The organism is Streptomyces sp. NPDC005863 (assembly GCF_042871345.1).
In the GTDB taxonomy this organism is placed as follows: domain Bacteria; phylum Actinomycetota; class Actinomycetes; order Streptomycetales; family Streptomycetaceae; genus Streptomyces.
This window is the reverse complement of sequence record NZ_JBIAII010000008.1, coordinates 298,619-319,376: the sequence shown is the minus strand read 5'-3', so window position 1 is coordinate 319,376 and position 20,758 is coordinate 298,619. Positions and strand designations below refer to the sequence as shown.

The following is a 20,758-nucleotide window of genomic DNA, read 5'->3' as shown; positions in this document are numbered from 1 at the left end:
CATGGACAGGGTCGGCCGTCGCAATCCGTACCAACTCACCGACGAGACACCGGTGTACGTCATCTCGGTGGCCGCCCAGCTGAGCGGTCTGCACCCGCAGACCCTGCGGCAGTACGACCGCCTCGGTCTGGTCTCGCCGGACCGCACCGCGGGGCGCGGCCGACGCTACTCCGCCCGCGACATCGAACTGCTGCGCACGGTGCAGCAGTTGTCGCAGGAAGAGGGCATCAACCTCGCCGGCATCAAGCGCATCATCGAGCTGGAGAACCAGGTCACCGCGCTCCAGTCGCGGATCGCGGAGCTCTCCGCGGCCGTGGAGGGAGCCGCCGCGGCCATGCAGCAGCGTGAGGCGGCGGTGCACGCCTCCTACCGTCGCGACCTCGTCCCCTACCAGGACGTGCAGCAGGCGAGCGCGCTGGTGGTGTGGCGTCCCAAGCGGGCGACCGAGCAGTAGGTTTCGTAGGCTTGTGCGGGGCCGGGAGGTGGCAACCTCCCGGCCCCGCATCGTTGTATCCGGTTACGGGGAGTGGGGCTGACCATGGCCATGGTGGGGCTGTTCTGGATCGCCGAGGGCGACGTGTACGTGGGCGCGAAACCGGCCGGCCTGGCCCCCGGTGTCCGGCTGACCCCGGAGGGCGTACTGGCCCTGGGCGACCGCCAGTCGGGCCTGTGGCCGTGGGAGGACGTGCACGCGCTGGCCGTCGAGCACGCGCCGGTGAAGTCCCTGAAGCGGCACGTGGGCGTGGCGTTCGACATGGCGCTCTCGCTGGGCCTCGGCGGCGACGACGAGGCGCCGACGATGACGGTACGGGTCACGGACGCGGCGGACGCGACCACGGACCTGACGGCGTACACGGCCCCGGCGGTCGGCTACTCCCGCACGGAGTACGACCTCTCCCGCGCCCTCCTCGCCCGCCTGACGGAGGGCGCGGGCACGCTCCTGACCACGCTGGCGGCGATGTCGGCCTGGGGCCGCACCCACGAGGGCGGGACGCCGCGGGCGGCGGAGCGGGAGGCACTGCTGCGGGAGTGGGCGGACGCCTGACCCCGATCGGAGGGACGCCCCGGCCGCCTACGGGGGAGTAAACGGCCGGGGCGCCCGTCGCGGCGAGGCCCCGCCGTGGTCGGTGGACGGGACGGTCGCCGGGCGGATGGACGCCGGCTGGAGCCCCCTTCCGCCACGGCCAGCCTGCCCGCCCCCGCCCGGGCGCGGGAAGCGCCATTTTGTTGCCGTGCAGCGAGCTGAGGGGGCCGCGAACGGTCCCATATGCCCGCGCACCGGACGGTTCACTCGACCTGCCCGAGAATCCCGGACCGCCCGATGAGATAGCCGAGTTGGGCGCGACTGTTGCTGCCGAGGACGGCGGCGAGTTTGGCGATGTGGACGCGGGCGGTACGGATGTTCATGCCGAGACGACCGGCTATCTCGGCGTCGGTGAGGCCTTCTACGAGGAGGGCGGCGATGGCGTGCTGACGGGTGGTGACGCCGTTCTCGGTGGGCTGGGGGGCGGTGCGCGGGTACATGGGGGTGGCCAGTCGCCACAACCGCCAGAAGGTGGTGGCGAAGTACTCGACGAGGGCGGGGTTGCGCAGTTCGAGGACGTGACCGTGGTCCCGGCCCATCGGGATGAAGGCCACCGTCCGGTCGACGACTAGGAGGTGTTCGGTCACCTCGTCCAGCGTGCGGACTTCGACGTCGCCCTCCAGCTGACGGAGATCGAGGAGAGGCCCGCGAGAAGGGTCGTCCACCTGCTGGCAGAGGGTCCTCATGCGGCAGTCACGGGCGAGAAGACGCAGGTTTTGGCGCTGGATGGTGGCCAACGTCTCCGGCGGGCGGGAGCCGTGGGGCTGGATGGCCAGCAATGCGTCCACGGCTTCTTCCATGGCGTCGGCGACAGCCGCTCTGATGCGCTCGGCGCCGGAGAGGACGGTGATGCCCGGGTCGTCGGACAAGGGTGCGTGGTGCCGGTCGTCGATGGCCAAGAGTGGCCGGAAGGCCGCCGTGAGCATTTCCTCCCGCTGCCGGTGGGCGACGACGCGATCTTCGATCGTCCGCAGGAGGCGCGACAGGGCGACGTGGGGAGCGGTCGGCCTGAGCCACCGCAAGTCGTCGAGTTCGGGGTGGAGCAGACCGAAGTCGACGAGGCATGGCGCCGGTTCGGCGTCGCCGCTCGGTATGCGGCCCTCGCGCAGGGCTCGCGCGTAGAGGGCGGTTCCCGCTTCGCAGAGCTCCTCGGTCCCGTGTGGCACGTGCTGTCGCGTCACGTGGCCCCCCTCTCCGACGTGGTGGTGGCGCCGGAGGTCTCCGCGGAGCGGTCGTGCTCCAGCATCCCGGAACGACTGATCAGGTAGCCGAGTTGGGTACGGCTGCGGCTGCCGAGCGTGGTGCTCAGCTTCGCGATGTGGACGCGGGCCGTTCGTACGTTCATGCCGAGCCGTACGGCTATCTCGTTGTCAGTAAGCCCCTCGGCCAGGAGGGTGGCGACCGCTCTCTGGCGGATGGAGATGCCGTCTTCGGCGGGCTGCGGAGCGAAGTTCGGGTGCATCGGGGTGGCCCGGCGCCACAGATGGTGAAAGACGCCGACGAGGTGCTCCACGACGGTCGGCTGGCGGATCTCCAGCGCGGCGGTGCGGTCTCCGCTCGCGGGGATGAACGCGACGCGACGGTCGAAGACGAGAAGCCGGTCCGAGACCTCGTCGAGAGTGCGGACCTCCACGTCACCGACGAGTTCCTCGTAGTGCGCGACGGTCGCCTGCGAATAGCGCGTGGTGTGCTGGTAGAGGGTGCGCATCCTGGCCCCTCGCGAGAGCATCCCCTGATGGAGCGGGACGGCGGCCATCAGCCGGTCAGGAGGGCGGATGCCACCCGGCTGGATGGTGAGCACCTCCCCGGAGGTCAGGTTCACGGCCCGGTCTATGGCTGCCTCGATGACAGGCAGGCCGTCGAGGACCCTGAGGGCTCGGGTGCCCTCTGGCGGGGGTTGCTCGGTGACCTGCCGGAGCAGCGGTGCGAAGGCCGTGGCCAACCGTATTTCGCGGCGGCGCTGTTCCGCTGTCTCGTCGGCGAGTGATGCGAGCAAGGAGGAAAGGGCGATGGCGGGTGGCGCGGGCCTGAGCCATGTCGCGGGCGCCGTCGGGTCCGGGCTCAGGAGGCCGAGGCCCGCCAGACACGGGGCGTGTGCCGCGGCTTCGTTCCGTACGCGTCCTTCGCGCACGGCCTGTGCGTAGACGGCCAGGCCCGCGTCGCAGAGTTCCCCGGGCGCGTGGGGAACGTGCTCATCGGCCATGACGGTCCGCCGCTGAGGAGGGGGCCGTGGGGATGATTCCCGACTGGCCGATGAGGTAGCCGAGTTGGGCTCGGCTGTGGCTGCCGAGTCTGCTGGACAATTTCGCGATGTGCACGCGCGCGGTCCGGACGTTCATTCCCAGTCGGACGGCTATCTCGTTGTCGGTGAGGCCCTCGATCAAGAGCATGGCGATGGCTCTTTGACGTGCGCTGACATCGCTCTGCTCGGGCTGCGGGATCGACTTGGGGAGCATGGGCGCTGCCAGGCCCCACAGGCGGTAGAAGACGGCCACGAGGAAATCGACGACGACGGAGTGCCGTATCTCCAGGGCCACGCGGTGGCTACGGTCGCTGCTCGTCGGTATGAAGGCCGTGGTCCGGTCGAAGACGAAGAGGCGCTCGGTCACTTCGCTCAGTGTGCGTACCTCCACGTCGCCCTGGAGATGTTCGTAGTGGGCGACGGCCGGCAAGGAGTAGCGCGTCGTGTGCTGGTAGAGAGTTCGGAGCCGGGCGCCTCTGGAGAGGATTTCCTGGGCGCGGGGGAAGGACTCCGCCATGTGCTCCGGGCGACGGGCGCCACCGGGCTGAATGGTGAGGACCTCGTGGGAGGCGTCGGCGACGGCCATGTCTATGGCTGCGTCGATGCGCTGCTGACCGTTCAGCACGGTGAGTGCCGCCGTTTCACGGCTGACGGTTCGGGCGTCCAGTCCCAGGAACGCCTCGAAGGCTGCCGCCAGTTCATCCTCGCGTTTCCGATGCTCGCTGATGCGGTCTGCGATGGTGCGCAGCAGACGGGGAAGCGCCACGGCCGGCGGAGTAGGGAGCAGCCACCCCGAGTCGTCGGGGCAGGGACGAAGCAGCCCGTTCGCGAGGAGGCAGGGGGCATTGTCTGCATCGACCCGGTGTACACGTTGTTCACGCAACGCCCGGGCATACGTGGCTGAACCCGCATCGCAGAGGACTTCGATTCCGTGCGGTACATGCTCGTCGCGCATGCTCGGTGCTCCTCCCGCCGACTTGAGCGTCGCGATTGTAAGCGGGACCACTGGCGTGATGGCCGGGGTTTGTTTCGGCCCTCGTGTCGGGAGCGCGCCTCGACGCCGGCTCCGTGAGGAGGTGCTCGCCGGTTCCTCGGGCGGATGTGCCGTGAGGACCTAGTTTGACTTCGAACGGTCTACGTCGAGGATCCCGGACTGGGCGATCAGATAGCCGAGTTGGGCCCGGCTTCCGCTGCCCAGGGCGGCGGCGATCTTGGCGATGTGGGCGCGGCAGGTGCGGACGTTCATGCCGAGGCGGCGGGCGATGGCCTCGTCGACGTGGCCCTCGATGAGGAGTTTGGCTATGGAACGTTGCACTCCGGTAATGCCGTCCGAGGCGATGTCGTACGGCACTTCCTGGGTGAGTGGGACCCCTCGTTGCCAGAGTTGCTCGAAGACCTTGCTGAGATAGGCGACAAGGCCGGGATGACGTAGCTCGAGGGCCACGCGTCGATCGTCGCTCGCCGGAATGAACGCCACGGTCTGGTCGAATATGATCAGGCGTTCCACGAGCTCTTCGAGTGTTCTTACTTGAACCTTGCCGCTTGAAATGCGATCGACGTAGGCCAGCGTTCCCTGGCTGTGCCGGGCGGTGTGCTGGTACAGCGTCCGGATGCTGACGCCACGGTCGGTGAGTGGCCTGTCCCGCTCCAGAGCCTGGGTCAGGGCGTCGACAGGACGACCGCCGCCGGGCTGGATGGTCAAGACGGTGGTTTGGCACTCGTTTGTGGCTGAATTCAGTGCCGCGTTGATGCGGTCAAAACCCTCCAGCACTGTGATCGCGTGGATGTTCACCGGGCTCTGCGTGCTGATCGCGACGAACTGGTCGAAGGATTCGGTCAGCTCGATGGCATGGCGCCTGCGGTCCTGGATCTCCCGTTCCAGCGGATGGAGGCGCTGGGCGAGAGCCACGGACGGTGGAACAGGGCGCAGCCAGTTCGCGTCGTCAGGGTCCGGGTGAAGGAGTCCGAACTCCGTGAGGCAGGGAGCCAGTTCCACTTCGACACGATTGACACGTCCTGAACGCAGCGCGCCGGCGTACAGACGTGTCCCCTCGTCACACATCTCAGTGACAGCATGGGGATGTGTCGGTTGTGAGTTGATTGTGGTCATATCTCCACCCCCCAGGGTCCTGAACGTGCAGGAACATGATGCATCGCTCCTGTGGCGTTGACATGCCTGAATGAGCCATCGTCTTGATGGCCGGGGGAGAAGAATCCATCAAGTGAGGACGAAGCCGACTATGCGCGTGAGAATACTTGGCTCAGTGCTTGCCGCAGTCTTCTCTGCCGCCGTGGCCCTCGGTGCCCTGAGCGGTGCGAGCCTTGGCAGCGGCGATCCGGGGGCGGGCCCGGCTGATACCGGCTGGAGCAATGTGAAAGCAGGACCGTCCACCGACACCGGGTGGACGGTCGACCCGAGGGGGGCGACAGCATGAGTACCCCTCCCGACGACCGCACCTTCCGCCGAGAAATGGCCACTGCCTACCGTTCCGGCTGGCACTTCATCGATCTCGTGACTGCGATCCCCCACCGCGGCGACTCGTTGATGGTGACGCTGCTCGGCGAGCCGATCGTCGTCACCCGTGACGACGAGGAAGAGATAAGGGCCTACCGGTGCCTGCGCAGGCCCCGCGGGGCGCCGCAGCCCGTTCGGTGTGCCATTCGGTACGGGATGGTCTTCGTCAACCTCGACCGGCGTGACCACCAGGTGGTCGGCGACGGTCAGGACCGGCAGGGCCGGGGCGCCGCGAGCGCCCAGGACAACATCACAGCCACCCCCCGCAGTGCCTGACGCGATTCCCCCGTCGTTGTAAATCGCGCAGGCGCTTCCCCCAGCAGCGGCGTCACCGTGGACCTGAACACGGTGGCGCCGCTGTGGTGTGCCCCCACGGTCACCTCAGGCTGGCCCGCCCCGGCCGGGAGGCCCTCACGCCTTCCCCATCGCCCGCGTCACCGTGATCTCCATCAGCACCCGCTCCGGGTTCGGTGACGGCCTGCGGCCGTACCGCTCCTCGTACCGTTCCTCCGCCTCCGCGATCGCCGCCGGCTCCGTCCTGATCACCGCCCGGCCCTCCAGCGTCGCCCACCGCCGGCCCTCGAACTGGCACACCGCCACCCGCGCTCCGGCGCCGTCCGGGCCCGTCGCTGCGAGAACGTGTGCGATCTTCCGGCTCGTCCTGCGCGCGATGACCCGGGCCACGCCCGCCTCGGGGTCGTACGTCACGCCCACCGGCACCACGTGCGGCGTGCCGTCCGGGCGCAGGGTCGTCAGGGTGCACACGCGCCGTTCACGCCAGAAGCTGAGGTAGGGCTCGGGCGGGTTCCGGGGGTCGATGTACGGAGGCGCAGTCATGGCCCGGAACATAGCCGCTCCCGGGCTTCCCGCTTTCGCCTTGAGTGGAATAGACTCAACTTTGTGCACGTTGACCAAGTCAGTGTGCCGGTCAGTGTTCAAGTCGGTGTTACGGACGCGGGTACGTGGAACCCGTAGAGCCGTAGAGCCGTAGGACGACCTGATCGGACCCCGTAAGGAACCCCGTAAGGAGGAGAAGCGCACGTGGACGCCGAGCTGACCAACAGGAGCCGGGACGCGATCAACGCGGCCACCCGCCGCGCCGTGCAGGACGGGCACCCGGATCTGACCCCCGCGCACCTGCTGCTCGCGCTGCTGGAGGGGCAGGACAACGAGAACATCACCGACCTGCTCGCCGCGGTCGACGCCGACCAGGCGGCCGTGCGCGCGGACACCGAGCGGGCCCTCGCGGCGCTGCCCAGCGTCACCGGGTCGACCGTCTCGCCGCCGCAGCCCGACCGCGAGATGCTGGCCGTCGTCGCCGACGCCGCCAAGCGCGCCAAGGAGCTCGGCGACGACTATCTCTCCACCGAGCACCTGCTCATCGGCGTCGCGGCCGAGGGCGGCAAGGCCGGGGACGTCCTCGCACAGCACGGAGCCGGCAGCAAGAAGCTGCTGGCCGCATTCGAGAAGAGCAGGGGAGGGCGCCGGGTGACCACACCCGACCCCGAGGGTCAGTACAAGGCCCTGGAGAAGTTCGGCACCGATTTCACCGCCGCCGCCCGCGAAGGGCGCCTCGACCCGGTCATCGGGCGGGACCAGGAGATCCGGCGCGTCGTGCAGGTGCTCTCGCGGCGGACCAAGAACAACCCCGTCCTCATCGGCGAGCCCGGTGTCGGCAAGACCGCCGTCGTCGAGGGGCTCGCCCAGCGCATCGTGAAGGGGGACGTCCCCGAGTCGCTGAAGAACAAGCGGCTCGTCTCCCTGGACCTCGGCGCGATGGTCGCGGGCGCGAAGTACCGCGGTGAGTTCGAGGAGCGCCTCAAGACCGTCCTCTCCGAGATCAAGGAGAGCGACGGGCAGATCATCACCTTCATCGACGAGCTGCACACCGTCGTCGGGGCCGGCGCCGGCGGCGACTCCGCCATGGACGCCGGGAACATGCTCAAGCCGATGCTCGCCCGCGGTGAGCTGCGGATGGTCGGCGCGACCACCCTCGACGAGTACCGCGAGCGGATCGAGAAGGACCCCGCCCTGGAGCGCCGCTTCCAGCAGGTCCTCGTCGCCGAGCCGTCCGTCGAGGACTCCATCGCGATCCTGCGCGGGCTCAAGGGGCGGTACGAGGCGCATCACAAGGTCCAGATCGCCGACAGCGCGCTCGTCGCCGCCGCCACCCTCTCCGACCGGTACATCACCTCGCGCTTCCTGCCCGACAAGGCCATCGACCTCGTCGACGAGGCCGCGTCCCGGCTGCGCATGGAGATCGACTCCTCGCCCGTCGAGATCGACGAGCTCCAGCGCGCCGTCGACCGGCTGAAGATGGAGGAGCTGGCGATCGGCAAGGAGACGGATCCGGCCAGCAGGCAGCGCCTGGAGAAGCTGCGGCGCGACCTCGCCGACAAGGAGGAGGAGCTGCGCGGCCTCACCGCACGCTGGGAGAAGGAGAAGCAGTCCCTCAACCGCGTCGGTGAGCTGAAGGAGCGGCTCGACGAGCTGCGCGGCCAGGCCGAGCGCGCCCAGCGCGACGGCGACTTCGACACCGCGTCCAAGCTGCTCTACGGCGAGATCCCGACCCTGGAGCACGACCTGGAGGTCGCCTCGGAGGCCGAGGAGGAGGCTGTGCAGGCCAAGGACCTCATGGTGAAGGAGGAGGTCGGCCCGGACGACATCGCCGATGTCGTCGGCGCGTGGACCGGCATCCCCGCAGGCCGCCTCCTCGAAGGCGAGACGCAGAAGCTCCTTCGCATGGAGGACGAGCTCGGCAAGCGGCTCATCGGGCAGACCGAGGCCGTACGGGCCGTCTCCGACGCGGTGCGGCGCACCCGCGCCGGGATCGCCGACCCCGACCGGCCGACCGGCTCCTTCCTGTTCCTCGGCCCGACCGGTGTCGGCAAGACCGAGCTCGCCAAGGCGCTCGCGGACTTCCTCTTCGACGACGAGCGGGCCATGGTCCGCATCGACATGAGCGAGTACGGCGAGAAGCACAGCGTGGCCCGGCTCGTCGGCGCCCCGCCCGGGTACGTCGGGTACGAGGAGGGCGGCCAGCTGACGGAGGCCGTGCGGCGGCGCCCGTACAGCGTCGTACTCCTCGACGAGGTCGAGAAGGCGCACCCCGAGGTCTTCGACGTCCTGCTGCAGGTGCTCGACGACGGGCGGCTGACCGACGGCCAGGGGCGGACGGTGGACTTCCGCAACACGATCCTGGTGCTGACGTCCAACCTCGGCAGCCAGTACCTGGTAGAGCCGCTCACCTCCGAGGAGGAGAAGAAGCAGCAGGTCCTTGAGGTGGTGCGGGCCTCCTTCAAGCCGGAGTTCCTCAACCGGCTCGACGACCTTGTGGTCTTCTCCGCGCTCAGCAAGGACGAGCTGGCGCACATCGCCGAGCTGCAGATCAACCGCCTCGCCAAGCGGCTCGCCGACCGCAGGCTCACCCTGGAGGTCTCGCCCGAGGCGCTGGCCTGGCTGGCGGACGAGGGCAACGACCCGGCGTACGGGGCGCGGCCGCTGCGGCGCCTCATCCAGACGTCGATCGGCGACCGGCTCGCGAAGGAGATCCTCGCGGGTGAGGTGAAGGACGGGGACGTGGTCCGCGTGGACCACGCCGGGGACGGACTCATCGTGGGCCCGGTGACGGGTTCCCCCTCCGGCAAGTCCTTGTAACGGCATCGCGTTTGCCTTCTCCGGTCGACTGCCGGGTGCGGCGGCTTGGTGGTTGCTCGCGCAGTTCCCCGCGCCCCTGAGGGGCGCGCAGCGCCCTCCTGGGGGCGCGGGGAACTGCGCGGCCAGCCATGGCCTGTCCGCGGTCGGCGAACGGCGGAACCCGGCAGTCGAGGGGCCGGGCTTGCCCCGGGGGCCCCATCCTGCGAGAGGATGGGCCCATCCATACGAAGGGACAAAGTACGTGAGCATCGACCCGTCCTCCATTCCGAATTTCGGGGGCCAGCCCGATCCGCAGCAGGGCGCAGGACCGGCGGGCCCCGTCGTCCCCGACCAGGACCTGGTCAAGCAGCTCCTGGACCAGATGGAGCTCAAGCACGTCGTCGACGACGAGGGTGACCTCGCGGCGCCGTGGGAGGAGTTCCGTACGTACTTCATGTTCCGCGGTGAGGACGACCAGCAGGTCTTCTCGGTGCGGACGTTCTACGACCGGCCGCACCAGATCGAGGAGAAGCAGCAGCTTCTCGAGTCGATCGACGACTGGAACCGCCGCACGCTGTGGCCGAAGGTCTACAGCCACACGCACGACGACGGCACGGTCCGCCTCATCGGCGAGGCCCAGATGCTGATCGGCACCGGGGTCTCCCTGGAGCACTTCGTGTCGTCGACGGTCAGCTGGGTGCGTGCCGCGATCGAGTTCGACCGCTGGCTCGTCGAGCAGCTCGGCCTGGAGGCCGACGTCGACGCCGCCGACGGCGAGGAGAAGCCCGGCGACGCCGAGGCCTGAGCGGCCCCGCGGCGGAGTACCCGGGCGAGAGCCCGGCCGGGGCGCACACCACCAGGTGGGCGCCGTTCGGCCGGGCTCTCGTCATGACCGGGACCGGGACGTCCGTCATGACCGAGGCCGGGGCGTCCGTAGCCTGGTCCCTCTCGGCTACAACCGATTCGGGAAGCAGGGTGGCATGGAATCGCTGGGGACCGCCGGCGCACGCGGCGTCGTGGGCACGAAGGAATGGGCACCGGCCGCGCGGGTGCGGGGCATGGGAACGTCGATCTTCACGGAGATGACGGAGCTGGCCCGCCGCACCGGGGCGGTCAACCTCGGCCAGGGCGTCCCGGAGCTGCCCAGTCCGCCTCAACTCCTCAAGGACGTCGCGGACGCCGTGCTGTCCGGCGCCAACCAGTACCCGCCCGCCGTCGGATTCCCCGCCCTGCGCGAGGCGATCGCCGCGCATCAGCTGCGCCGGTACGGGCTCGACTACCGGCCCGCGGGCGAGGTGCTCGTCACCACCGGCGCGACGGAGGCCCTGGCCGCGGCGCTCCTCGCGCTCTGCGACCCGGGGGACGAGATCGTCGCGTTCGACCCCTGCTACGACGCGTACGCCGCCGACGCGCGGCTGGCCGGCGCCCGGCTCGTGGGCGTCCCCCTCGTCCTCGACGGCGACGGGTTCGCCCTGGACGCCGACGCGCTGCGCGCCGCGGTCTCCGCGCGGACGCGGGTGCTGATCCTGAACACCCCGCACAACCCCACGGGCAAGGTGTTCACGCCGGACGAGCTGGCCGTCGTCGCCGACGTCGTGCGGGAGCACGCGCTCACGGTGATCACGGACGAGGTGTACGAGCACCTCGTGTACGACGAGGGGGCGCGGCATCTGCCCATCGCGTCGCTTCCGGGCATGCGGGAGCGGACGCTGATCGTCTCCTCGGCCGGCAAGACCTTCAACACGACCGGGTGGAAGGTGGGTTGGGTCTGCGGTCCCGCGCCGCTCGTCGCCGCGGTGGGGGCCGCGAAGCAGTTCCTGACGTACGCGTCGGGCACCCCGTACCAGGAGGCGCTGGCCCGCGCGCTGGGCTCGGTGGAGGGCTGGGCGGCGGAGCTGCGCGGCACCCTGCGCGGCAACCGGGACCTCCTGACCGACGGCCTGACCCGGGCGGGCCTGCGCCCCTTCCGCGCCGAGGCCGGCTACTTCGTCCAGGCGGACGTACGGCCGTGGGGGTACGAGGACGGCGTCCAATTCTGCCGCGAGCTGCCGGAGCGGGCAGGCGTCGTGGCCATCCCCACGTCGGCGTTCTACCTGACCCCGGACGCCCCGCCCTGGCTCGTCCGCTTCTCGCTCTGCAAGCGGGAACAGTCATTGCGCACCGCGGTGGACCAGCTGATCGGCGCGCGGTGAGAAACGGTGACGGCCGGCCGTAACCTCTGGAGTTCCTCAACTCTGCTTTGCGGGGGTGTGGGTACGGGCATCCCCCTGGCACGCACGGAGCACGGCCCACGGGGGACCTGCTTCGGGGGAACAGAAGGAGTGTGGTGGCCGTGATCGGGTTCTTCGTCCTCATCGGGGTGGTCGTCGTCGTGCTGGCCGTGGTGTCCGGCCGCAAGAAGAGCCGCAAGGCGCACCGCGGGTGGGGCGGCGGCGCGGCGAGCGGCTCGGCGGGCGGGGGGAGTTGGTGGGCCGGGGGCGGTGACAGCGGTGGCGGCGGCGGTCATCACGGTGGTCACCACGGCGGGCATTCCTGCGGAGGCGGGTCGTCCTGCGGGAGCAGTGGGTCCTCGTGCGGGGGCGGTTCCTCGTGCGGAGGCGGCGGGGGCGGATGCGGCGGAGGCAGCTGACACGGGGCAGCTGGTCCATCGATCCGACGAAGTGCCCGGCGGGGGCGGATGTTTCCCGCCGGGCGCTTCGGCGTCGGGGGCGGAGTGCGACGGGGGCGTGCTCAGGAGCCGTGCCGTGATTGCCGTACTGAACAGTTGAACTGTGCGGCCCTCATCGGGATGGAAACCCCACGAAGTTGGGTAAAAGCGCTGTGGCAGCGTCGCCGACCATGATTCCCTCTTGTCCGTCAGCACCGCCCTCGTGCGTCGCAGGTTTCGCGGACCGTGTTCTGGAAACCCGTCAGATGACGTTCTCGTGGGCACGAGCCGGCATCCCGACCACCCGGTGCCCACACCGGGTGCGCCGGCCCCACCTCCATTGAGTGTTAGCGGAGCCGACCCATGCTCACGACCCTGAAGACTGCGTACACCGACACGCGCGCCGAGGACCTGGCCTGGGCCCTGGGACGCGAGCCCCTGCCCGCACTCGCCACCCTCGACCTCGAACTGGGCGGCGCCAAGATGCAGTTGAGACTGCTCGGCGCCTCCCACCAAGTCCTCCTGGAGGAGGAGCAAGGCGGCTGTTCGGAGACGGTGGCCTGTATCCCCGGCAGCAGCACCCCGCTCCCGCTCGGCGTCTCCAAGCGCATGGGCGAATGGGAGTACGAATTCGCGGCGCGCGTAGAAACGTTGTCGCACGGTCAGTTCGTCGGCAGAGCACAGGAGTTGCTGGCTCTGGTCGCCGAACACCCGCACGGCCTCGCGGGCAAGTTCCCCGGCAGCCCGTACGCCTTCACGGCGATGCTGGCGCAGCGGGACGAGGACGCGCTCATGTGGCGTACGTGGCACGCGTATCCGCAGGAGGGCCAGCTGGTGGCGACGCGGACCCGGGTGGGTGTGCGCATGCCGATGCCCGCGGCCCTGTGACGCCGCGGGGTCGCAGCCCCGCGAACGGAATCGCTCACATGTGCCCGGCATAGAGCCGGAGTTACACCCATGTGGGGGACCCGGAGTGAGCATGCCGTGACGTAGCGTTCCTGGCGTGCTCGAGTCGTCGGTGCGGTTGCCGGTCTCGCCCCAGACAGGACGGTTCTTCGTCCTCGCGGGCGTGTTCGTCTGCGCTGCCTGCGGCCTCGTCTACGAACTCGAACTGGTCGCCCTCGCCTCCTACCTGATCGGCGACTCCGTCACCCAGGCCTCCGTCGTGCTCTCCGTGATGGTCTTCGCCATGGGCGTCGGCTCGCTGCTCGCCAAACGGCTGCGGTGCCGCGCCTCCGTCTGGTTCGGCCTCGTCGAGTCGGCGCTCGCGCTGACCGGCGGCTGCAGTGCCATGGCGCTGTACGCGGCGTTCGCGTGGACCGGCGACCGGGGCGGGGTGTGGTCCGGCGGGTCGCGGTACCTCCTCGTCGGCTTCTCCCTCGCCATCGGCGTCCTCATCGGCGCCGAGGTGCCGCTGCTCATGGTCCTCATCCAGCGCATCCGGCGCCAGGACGCCGGCGGCGCCGTCGCCGACCTCTTCGCCGCCGACTACGTGGGCGCCCTCGTCGGCGGCCTCGCCTTTCCCTTCCTGCTGCTGCCGTTCTTCGGTCAGCTGACCGGCGCCCTGTTCACCGGCGCGGTCAACGCCCTGGTGGGCGGCGCGCTGGTGTTCGGCCTGTTCCGGCGCGACCTCAGCGTGCGCGGCCGCTGGGCGCTCCTCACCGCGAACGTCGTCGTCCTCTCCCTGCTCGCCTCCGCCGCCGTGCTCGTGGACGACTTCGAGCGGGCCGCCCGGCGCGCGGTGTACGGCGGGGACATCCGCGTCGCCGTACAGACCGACGTCCAGGAGGTCGTCCTCACCGGCGGGAAGCGGCGCTCCCTCAACCTCTTCCTGGACGGCCGGCTGCGCATCAGCGGCCGCGACGAGAAGCGCTATCACCAGGGCCTGGTCTCCCCCGCGATGCGCGGGCCGCACGCGCGCGTGCTCGTCCTCGGCGGCGGCGACGGCCTGGCGGCGCGCGAGATCCTGCGCCACCCCGGCGTGCGCCGCCTCGACGTCGTCGAGCTGGACGCGGGCGTGATCGACCTCGCCCGGCACGACCCGGCGCTGAGCCGGCTGAACGGCCACGCCTACCGCGACCCGCGGGTCCACGTGGTGAACGCCGACGCGTTCCGCTGGCTGCGCTCCGCGCGCGCGACGTACGACGTGGTCGTCTCCGACCTGCCCGACCCCGGCATCACCGCCAGCACGAAGCTGTACTCCCAGGAGTTCTACGGCCTCGCCACCCACGTCCTGGCCGGCACCGGCAGGCTCGTCGTGCACGCTGGACCGCTGTCGTCACGGCCGCGCACCTTCTGGACGGTGGAGACGACGCTGCGCGCGGCGGGCCTGCGGACCGTGCCCTACGGCGTCGGCGGCCGCGAGTCGGGGTTCGCCGCCGGGCCCGACCGCACCGCCCAGGGCGGCCGGGCGCCGCGGGACTGGGGCTTCGTGCTCGCCTCGCGGACCCGGCCGGTCCTGCTGCGCGCGGCCGGATCCGAGGTGGTGCGCGCCGGGGTGCGGTCGGCCGAGCGGAGCGGGCAGACCGGGCTCGTGCCGTCCACGCTCGTACATCCGCGTTACGCGAACTGAAGTACAACGTCCGACGAACTGACGTACAAGTGGCTGACTCGTGGGTAGGCTCGGTTGACATGGAGCATGAGGTGTTCGTTCCGGTTTCGGCAGAGCGGCTCCGGCAGGTCCTGGCCGACCCCGAGCGGGTCGCCGGGGCGGTACCGGGGCTCCAGCGCGATGCGGAGGAGGCGGCGGATCCGCTCTCCGGGCGCCTCAAGGTGCGCGTCGGCGGGCACTCCATCACGTATCGCGGGGCCGCCACGGTCGAGCCCGGCTCCGACGGGGCGTACGCGCTGCGGGCCGAGGGCGCCGAGGTGCGCGGGTCCGGAACCGTGAAGCTGTCCCTCGCGCTGCGGCTCGTGCAGGGCACGGAGGGGACGACCCTCGCCTTCGACGGCGGCGCGACGGCGGACGGCCGGATCACCGAGGGCGCCCCCGAGACCGTCGAGGCGGCGATGCACCGGCTGCTCGAACGTTTCGGCGAGGGCCTCGCGGCCGCGGCACCGCCCGACACGGCGCCGGAGGCGGCCGCCGAGGCAGACGGAATCCATGAGGCCGACGGTATTCACGAGACCGACGAGATCGACGACGGCGACGAGATCGATGAGGACGACGACCTCGACGACCTGCCCGACGTGGGCGACGCCGACGACGTCATCGCCGAGGCCGAGGCTGTCGACGCCGAGAACGCCGAGAACATCGACGAACTCGATGACCTGGACGACATCGACGACCTCGACGTACCGCCCGCCGAGGCCGCCCACGCCCGCCGCACCATGATCGGCCGCAGCGCCGAAGAGGTCGACCACGCCCCGCCCCGCGGCCGGTACGCCCCGGCGCCCGCCCCCGAGTCCCTCACCGCCGGCGCCACCCTGCGCTGGGCCGCGCCCGCCGCCGCCCTCGCGCTGGCCTCGGCCATCGTGGTGGGCCGGGCCCTGCGCCGCCGCCGCTGACCCGTTACGCCGTAGGGTCGCCTCCGTGAGTACCGAAGACGTGATCCTGACCGCGGGCGACGCGGAACTGACGGTGCAGCCGGGCAACGGCTGCCGCATCACCGGCCTGCGCATCGGCGGCGTCGAGCTGCTGCGGCAGGGGAAGAAGTACGGCTGCTTCCCGATGGTGCCGTGGTGCGGACGCATCCGGGACGGACGGTTCCACGACGGCGCGACCGTCCACCGGATGCCGCTGAACTCGCCGCCGCACGCCATCCACGGCTTCGGCCGCGACGCCGAGTGGCGCACCGCCCGTACCGGCGCGGGCGAGGCGGTCTTCACGTACGACCTGACCGACCCCTGGCCCTACCCGGGCCGCGTCACCCAGATCGTGGAACTCACCGAGGAGGCGTTGACGCTGCGGCTCGGCATCGAGACGCGCGGCGGCTCCTTCCCCGCGCAGGCCGGCTGGCACCCGTGGTTCAACCGGAACCTCGGCGGCGACGACGTGCGGGTCGACTTCACCGCCGCCTGGCAGGAGGAGCGCGGCGACGACCACCTGCCCACCGGCCGCCGCGTCGACCCGAAGCCCGGCCCCTGGGACGACTGCTTCGGCATGCCCGAGGGGGTGGACGTCACGCTGACCTGGCCCGAGCAGCTGGAGCTGCGCGTCACCAGCCGCGAGCAGTGGGCCGTCGTCTACGACGAGCAGGCGGCCGCGGTCTGCGTGGAGCCGCAGACCGGGCCGCCGAACGGGCTCAACACCGACCCGCGCCTGGTCACCCCCATCGAGCCGCTGGAGACGGCGACGACCTGGACCTGGCGGCGGCTTTAAGCTCTTGGGCATGACTGACGTACGCGGCGAGCTGCTGCAGCAGATCAAGGACAAGGCCGTCGTGCACGGCAAGGTGACGCTCTCCTCCGGCCTGGAGGCCGACTACTACATCGACCTCCGCCGGATCACCCTCGACGGCGAGGCCGCCCCGCTGGTCGGCCAGGTCCTCCTGGACCTCACCGCCGACCTCGACTTCGACGCGGTCGGCGGCCTGACCATGGGCGCCGACCCGGTCGCGGGCGCGATGCTGCACGCGTCGGCCGCCCGCGGCAGGCGCCTGGACGCCTTCGTGGTGCGCAAGGCCGCCAAGGCGCACGGCATGCAGCGCCGCGTCGAGGGCCCGGACATCAAGGGCCGCCGCGTCCTGGTCGTCGAGGACACCTCCACCACCGGCGGCTCGCCGCTGACCGCCGTCGAGGCGGTCCGCGAGGCGGGCGCCGAGGTCGTCGGCGTCGCCACGATCGTGGACCGGGCGACCGGCGCCGGCGAGAAGATCACCGAGGGCGCGGGCGTGCCGTACCTCTTCGCGTACTCCAAGGACGACCTCGACCTGGACTGACGCCCGCGTCTGGAAGGATGGGGGCGACGATGACGTCGCCCCCATAGGTCAGGGCCCAGCACATACCCCGCACATCACAAGGAGCGGACACATGCCCATCGCAACCCCCGAGGTCTACGCCGAGATGCTCGACCGGGCGAAGGCAGGCAAGTTCGCCTACCCGGCGATCAACGTGACCTCCTCGCAGACCCTGCACGCGGCCCTGCGCGGCTTCGCGGAGGCCGAGAGCGACGGCATCATCCAGATCTCCACCGGTGGTGCGGAGTTCCTGGGTGGCCAGCACAACAAGGACATGGTGACCGGCGCGGTCGCGCTGGCCGAGTTCGCGCACATCGTCGCCGCGAAGTACGACGTCACCGTCGCGCTGCACACCGACCACTGCCCCAAGGACAAGCTGGACACCTACGTCCGTCCGCTGATCGACGTCTCCGCGGAGCGCGTCAAGGCCGGCCGGAACCCGCTGTTCCAGTCGCACATGTGGGACGGCTCCGCCGAGACCCTCGCCGACAACCTGGCCATCGGCCAGGAGCTGCTCGCGAAGGCCGCCGCCGCGAAGATCATCCTTGAGGTGGAGATCACCCCGACCGGCGGTGAGGAGGACGGCGTCACGCACGAGATCAACGACGAGCTGTACACGACCGTCGACGACGCGCTGCGTACGGCGGAGGCCCTCGGCCTCGGCGACAAGGGCCGCTACCTCCTGGCCGCGTCCTTCGGCAACGTGCACGGCGTCTACAAGCCGGGCAACGTCGTGCTGCGTCCCGAGCTCCTCAAGGACCTTCAGGAGGGCGTCGCCGCCAAGCACGGCAAGGCGGCGGGTTCGCAGCCCTTCGACTTCGTGTTCCACGGCGGCTCCGGCTCCACCGCCGAGGAGATCGCGACCGCCCTGGAGAACGGCGTCGTGAAGATGAACCTCGACACGGACACGCAGTACGCGTTCACGCGTCCCGTCGCGGACCACATGTTCCGCAACTACGACGGCGTCCTGAAGGTCGACGGCGAGGTCGGCTCGAAGAAGACGTACGACCCGCGCACCTGGGGCAAGGCGGCCGAGGCGGGCATGGCCAAGCGTGTCACCGAGGCGTGCGCGAACCTGCGCTCCACGGGGACGAGGCTGAAGTAACGCCCACGGCGTCCGTACGGGCCCGGCACCCTTCCCTGGGTGCCGGGCCCGTACGCGTATGCAGCAGACTGGAACCCATGGCCATTCACAAGGATCTGCTCGGGGGACCGCCCCCGACCCACCTGCCCGACGACCCCGAGCCTCGCGAGCTGCTCGCGAACGGCGCGGCTCCCGCGGACGTCGCCGCGAAGTACCCCACGTCCTCGCTCGCCTGGGCGCAGCTTGCCGACGCGGCGTACGAGCGGGGTGGCGTCGTCGAGTCGTACGCGTATGCCCGTACGGGTTATCACCGGGGCCTGGACTCGCTGCGCCGCGCGGGCTGGAAGGGGCACGGCCCGGTGCCGTGGGAGCACGAGCCCAACCGGGGCTTCCTGCGCGCCCTGCACGCGTTGGCGCGGGCCGCGCAGGCGATCGGGGAGCAGGAGGAGTACGAGCGCTGCGCGGGCTTCTTGCGGGATTCTTCGGAGACCGCGGCGGAGACGCTCGGCTGACGTCGGCGGAGTCCCCGGGGCGAGGTCGACCACCACCCCGGGGGCTCCGCCCCCGGACCCCCGCATCGGCCTGAACGGCCTCGTCCTCAAACGCCGGACGGGCTGAAACCCCCCGGCCCCGGGTGGGCTGAACCCCCGGGGCCCGGGTGGGCTGAAACCCCGGCGCCGGGGGTGGTCTTTAGGGGCGCGGGGAACTGCGCGACCAGCCACAGCGGGCCCGCAGAAGACGCGCTCAGGCCAGCCTGCGCAGCAGCCCCGCCTCGTAGGGCGCCGCCTCCCCGAGGCGGTCCGTCAGGGCCTTGTTGGCCCATTCCGCGTCCGCGATCAACGCGCGGCCCACGGCGACCGCGTCGAACTCGTCCCGCTCCATGCGGTCGAGGAGCAGGTCGATGCCGGTCGACGCGGTCTCCTTCGTGAAGCCCTGCGGGCCCACGAACTCCTTGTCGAGGCCGACCGAGCCGACCGACAGCGTCGCCTTGCCGGTGAGCTTCTTGGCCCAGCCCGCGAGGTTCAGGTCGGTGTCGTCGAACTCGGGGAGCCAGTAGCGGCGCGTGGAGGCGTGGAACGCGTCGACGCCCGCCGCGGCCAACGGGGCCAGCAGGGACTCCAGTTCCGCGGGACTGCTCGCCAGCTTCGCGTCGAACGCGTTCGCCTTCCACTGTGAAAGGCGGAAGATCACCGGGAACTTCGGCGAGACCGCCGCCCGCACCGCCTCGACGATCTCCGTGGCGAAACGCGTACGGGAGGCGAGGTCGCCGCCGTAGCCGTCGGTGCGGCGGTTGGTGACGCCCCACAGGAACTGGTCGATCAAGTAGCCGTGCGCGCCGTGCAGTTCGACGCCGTCGAACCCGATGCGCTCGGCCGCGGCCGCGCTGTCGGCGAAGGCCTTGATCACCGCGTCGACGTCCGCGCCGGTCATCGCGTGCCCCTTCGCCTCGCCGTCCAGGCCGAGGCCGGAGGGGCCCGCCGGGGGCGCGGAGGGGTTCGGGCCCTGCCCCGCGTCGCGCGTGGCGCCCACGTGCCACAGCTGCGGGACGATCTTCCCGCCCGCCGTGTGCACCGCCTCGGCGACCCGCCGCCACCCCGCGAGGGCCGCCTCGCCGTGGAAGTGCGGGACGCGGTGGCTGCTGCCCGCCGACGCGTGGTCGACGTACGTGCCCTCGGTGACGATCAGGCCGACGCCGCCCGCGGCGCGCCGCGCGTAGTACTCGGCCACGTCCGCGCCGGGCACGCCGTCCGGCGAGAACTCGCGGGTCATGGGCGCCATGGCGATCCGGTTGTGGAGGGTGAGGCCGTTGATGTCGAAGGGGCGGCCGAGTATCCGTGCGGCGCGTGAGGTGGTCGGATCGGTGGGGGCCGTGGCGTCCATGCGCTCTCCTGGGGTGCTGCGAGGGTGTCCGGCGCGAACGGGGGGCGTTCGCGCCTGACAGCACTGTAAGCACTTTGCCCCTGTCACGCCAAGGCGGGTACCGTGAACGGCATGAACTGGCCCGCGACCGAGCGTCTCTCCCTGGCTCCCGCGCCCGGCGGCCTCGCCCTCGTCCAGGAGCTCCTGAACACCGCGTCCGGCGCCCCCTCCGGCGCCGCCGCCCCCGCCGACCTGCTCGCCGACGGGGCGCTCGGCGCCGCCCAGGAGTGGGCCGACCGGGCCGTGCGGTCCTGGGCGGGCGAGACGGGCCGCGGTGACGTACGTCTCGTGCTGACCGCGGAGGACCTGCCGAATCTGCGCTGTCTGCGGGACCAGCTGCGCCGGGCGCTCGCCGCCTGCGACGAGGGCGGCGGCGCGGTGCGCTTCACCTCGGCGCCGGTGGTGGTCGCGCTCTCCGGGGACGGCGCGCTGAGCGTGGAGCCGGAGGGCGCGGGCGCGCGCTGGCTGGCCTCCGCCGTCCTCGCCGAGGGGCTGCTCGCGCAGGCCACGGGCGTGTGGCGGCGGCTGAAGATCTGCCGCAACGCCGGCTGCGCGGCCGCGTTCTACGACCGCTCCCGCAACAACAGCGGCGTCTGGCACTCGGTGCGCGGCTGCGGGAACGCCGCCCACCTGCGGGCCTGCCGGGAGCGCCGCCGCGTGCGGAACTGAGTGGGCGGGCATCCGGGATGACAGTCCCGTATCTCGTTCGGTGCTGTGCGGGATTTGGGCTCC

20 protein-coding genes are annotated in these 20,758 nt (G+C 71.1%); 14 read left to right on the top strand and 6 right to left on the bottom strand.

Features of this window, described 5'->3' with window-relative positions; genetic code table 11:
• Position 1: 1 nt before the first annotated feature.
• Entirely contained in the window at positions 2 to 454 is a 453-nt protein-coding gene (locus ACFYO9_RS27350) for a heat shock protein transcriptional repressor HspR (RefSeq protein WP_355811350.1), read from the top strand.
• Between the two features lie 84 nt (positions 455 to 538).
• The gene (locus ACFYO9_RS27345; RefSeq protein ID WP_355811348.1) at positions 539 to 1,045 is read left to right on the top strand and encodes a hypothetical protein; all 507 of its coding nucleotides are present in this window, start codon (positions 539 to 541) and stop codon (positions 1,043 to 1,045) included.
• Between the two features lie 242 nt (positions 1,046 to 1,287).
• Here the strand turns inward: ACFYO9_RS27345 and ACFYO9_RS27340 are convergent, their stop codons facing one another.
• The 4 genes from ACFYO9_RS27340 to ACFYO9_RS27325 form a co-directional block, all read right to left on the bottom strand.
• Positions 1,288 to 2,265, bottom strand: coding sequence for a helix-turn-helix transcriptional regulator (locus ACFYO9_RS27340; RefSeq protein ID WP_358779145.1), 978 nt, complete (start codon positions 2,263 to 2,265; stop codon positions 1,288 to 1,290).
• Positions 2,262 to 3,287, bottom strand: coding sequence for a helix-turn-helix transcriptional regulator (locus ACFYO9_RS27335; protein WP_355811342.1), 1,026 nt, complete (start codon positions 3,285 to 3,287; stop codon positions 2,262 to 2,264). The genes ACFYO9_RS27340 and ACFYO9_RS27335 overlap by 4 nt, the downstream gene beginning before the upstream one ends.
• Positions 3,277 to 4,281, bottom strand: a complete 1,005-nt coding sequence (locus ACFYO9_RS27330; RefSeq protein ID WP_355811339.1) for a helix-turn-helix transcriptional regulator — start codon at positions 4,279 to 4,281, stop codon at positions 3,277 to 3,279. Before ACFYO9_RS27330 ends, ACFYO9_RS27335 begins: the two co-directional genes overlap by 11 nt.
• A 159-nt stretch (positions 4,282 to 4,440) precedes the next feature.
• Complete coding sequence (locus ACFYO9_RS27325; RefSeq protein ID WP_355811336.1) at positions 4,441 to 5,436, bottom strand: helix-turn-helix transcriptional regulator; 996 nt, start codon at positions 5,434 to 5,436, stop codon at positions 4,441 to 4,443.
• Between the two features lie 321 nt (positions 5,437 to 5,757).
• Between ACFYO9_RS27325 and ACFYO9_RS27320 the strand changes: the two genes are divergently transcribed.
• Positions 5,758 to 6,117 carry a hypothetical protein gene (locus tag ACFYO9_RS27320; RefSeq protein ID WP_355811334.1) on the top strand — a complete coding sequence of 120 codons (360 nt, stop codon included), beginning with the start codon at positions 5,758 to 5,760 and terminating at the stop codon, positions 6,115 to 6,117.
• A 135-nt stretch (positions 6,118 to 6,252) separates the two neighbouring features.
• On the opposite strand, the gene ACFYO9_RS27315 is transcribed toward ACFYO9_RS27320, so the two are convergent.
• Positions 6,253 to 6,678: a TIGR03618 family F420-dependent PPOX class oxidoreductase gene (locus tag ACFYO9_RS27315; protein ID WP_358709967.1), complete on the bottom strand. Its 426-nt coding sequence runs from the start codon at positions 6,676 to 6,678 to the stop codon at positions 6,253 to 6,255.
• A 204-nt stretch (positions 6,679 to 6,882) separates the two neighbouring features.
• Between ACFYO9_RS27315 and clpB the strand changes: the two genes are divergently transcribed.
• The 10 genes from clpB (at position 6,883) to ACFYO9_RS27265 (ending at position 18,618) form a co-directional block, all read left to right on the top strand.
• Positions 6,883 to 9,498, top strand: a complete 2,616-nt coding sequence (clpB, locus tag ACFYO9_RS27310) for an ATP-dependent chaperone ClpB (protein ID WP_358779146.1) — start codon at positions 6,883 to 6,885, stop codon at positions 9,496 to 9,498.
• A gap of 241 nt (positions 9,499 to 9,739) precedes the next feature.
• On the top strand, positions 9,740 to 10,282 hold the full coding sequence (locus ACFYO9_RS27305) for a YbjN domain-containing protein (RefSeq protein ID WP_358709965.1): 543 nt from the start codon (positions 9,740 to 9,742) through the stop codon (positions 10,280 to 10,282).
• A 175-nt stretch (positions 10,283 to 10,457) separates the two neighbouring features.
• Positions 10,458 to 11,669, top strand: a complete 1,212-nt coding sequence (locus ACFYO9_RS27300) for an aminotransferase class I/II-fold pyridoxal phosphate-dependent enzyme (protein ID WP_388666646.1) — start codon at positions 10,458 to 10,460, stop codon at positions 11,667 to 11,669.
• Positions 11,670 to 12,487: 818 nt separating this feature from the next.
• The gene (locus ACFYO9_RS27295) at positions 12,488 to 13,012 is read left to right on the top strand and encodes a DUF2617 family protein (RefSeq protein WP_355811320.1); all 525 of its coding nucleotides are present in this window, start codon (positions 12,488 to 12,490) and stop codon (positions 13,010 to 13,012) included.
• A 115-nt stretch (positions 13,013 to 13,127) separates the two neighbouring features.
• Positions 13,128 to 14,696, top strand: a complete 1,569-nt coding sequence (locus ACFYO9_RS27290; protein WP_358779147.1) for a polyamine aminopropyltransferase — start codon at positions 13,128 to 13,130, stop codon at positions 14,694 to 14,696.
• A gap of 59 nt (positions 14,697 to 14,755) precedes the next feature.
• Positions 14,756 to 15,631, top strand: a complete 876-nt coding sequence (locus ACFYO9_RS27285; RefSeq protein ID WP_358779148.1) for an SRPBCC domain-containing protein — start codon at positions 14,756 to 14,758, stop codon at positions 15,629 to 15,631.
• Between the two features lie 25 nt (positions 15,632 to 15,656).
• Positions 15,657 to 16,445: an aldose 1-epimerase gene (locus ACFYO9_RS27280; RefSeq protein WP_358779149.1), complete on the top strand. Its 789-nt coding sequence runs from the start codon at positions 15,657 to 15,659 to the stop codon at positions 16,443 to 16,445.
• Positions 16,446 to 16,455: 10 nt separating this feature from the next.
• Positions 16,456 to 17,004, top strand: coding sequence for an orotate phosphoribosyltransferase (gene pyrE / locus ACFYO9_RS27275; RefSeq protein ID WP_355811308.1), 549 nt, complete (start codon positions 16,456 to 16,458; stop codon positions 17,002 to 17,004).
• Positions 17,005 to 17,095: 91 nt separating this feature from the next.
• Entirely contained in the window at positions 17,096 to 18,127 is a 1,032-nt protein-coding gene (fbaA, locus tag ACFYO9_RS27270; RefSeq protein ID WP_355811306.1) for a class II fructose-bisphosphate aldolase, read from the top strand.
• Between the two features lie 77 nt (positions 18,128 to 18,204).
• Entirely contained in the window at positions 18,205 to 18,618 is a 414-nt protein-coding gene (locus ACFYO9_RS27265; RefSeq protein ID WP_358709960.1) for a DUF3151 domain-containing protein, read from the top strand.
• Between the two features lie 232 nt (positions 18,619 to 18,850).
• On the opposite strand, the gene ACFYO9_RS27260 is transcribed toward ACFYO9_RS27265, so the two are convergent.
• Positions 18,851 to 19,987, bottom strand: coding sequence for an NADH:flavin oxidoreductase (locus ACFYO9_RS27260; protein WP_358779150.1), 1,137 nt, complete (start codon positions 19,985 to 19,987; stop codon positions 18,851 to 18,853).
• 111 nt (positions 19,988 to 20,098) lie between these two features.
• On the opposite strand from ACFYO9_RS27260, the gene ACFYO9_RS27255 reads away from it, so the two are divergent.
• Entirely contained in the window at positions 20,099 to 20,695 is a 597-nt protein-coding gene (locus tag ACFYO9_RS27255; RefSeq protein ID WP_358779151.1) for a CGNR zinc finger domain-containing protein, read from the top strand.
• Positions 20,696 to 20,758 lie beyond the last annotated feature (63 nt).